The sequence below is a fragment of the Paenibacillus sp. 22594 genome (genome assembly GCF_052044425.1).
GTDB lineage: Bacteria > Bacillota > Bacilli > Paenibacillales > Paenibacillaceae > Paenibacillus_AQ.
The window spans coordinates 1-438 of record NZ_JBQENA010000053.1 but is presented as its reverse complement, the minus strand read 5'-3'; the positions used below and the strand labels follow the sequence as shown (position 1 = coordinate 438).

Genomic DNA, 438 nt, shown 5'->3' with positions numbered 1-438 from the left:
GAAGACCACATGCGAAATGGTCAACTCAAACCGGGTTACAATGTACAAATCGGAACGGAAAACCAGTTTATTTTAGCGTACAGTCTACACCCGAGACCTACGGACACCCGTTGTTTACAGCCGCATATGGAAAAGGCAAAAAAGATCTTGGGTAAACTTCCTAGCGCGGTAATTGCGGATGTAGGTTACGGAAGTGAAGAAAACTACGCCTATCTGGAAAAGGAAGAGATTCAGGCGGTCGTGAAATACGGCAGTTACCACAAAGAAAAGAGTAAAGCTTGGAAAGAGAATATCGGAAAGGTGGAGAACTGGACGTACAGTGAAACCAAGGATACATGGACGTGCCTAGCTGGGGAAACGTTGCATTTTCGCAAAGAGAGCAAGGAGACACTACAAAGCGGATATGAAATTCACAAACGTCATTACCGAAGCCAAAGC

1 protein-coding gene is annotated in these 438 nt (G+C 45.2%); it reads left to right on the top strand.

Annotated features, from left to right (window positions below; all coding sequences use genetic code 11):
* On the top strand, positions 1 to 438 hold a 438-nt coding region (locus ACTJKB_RS30945), incomplete at both ends, for a transposase (protein WP_440838047.1).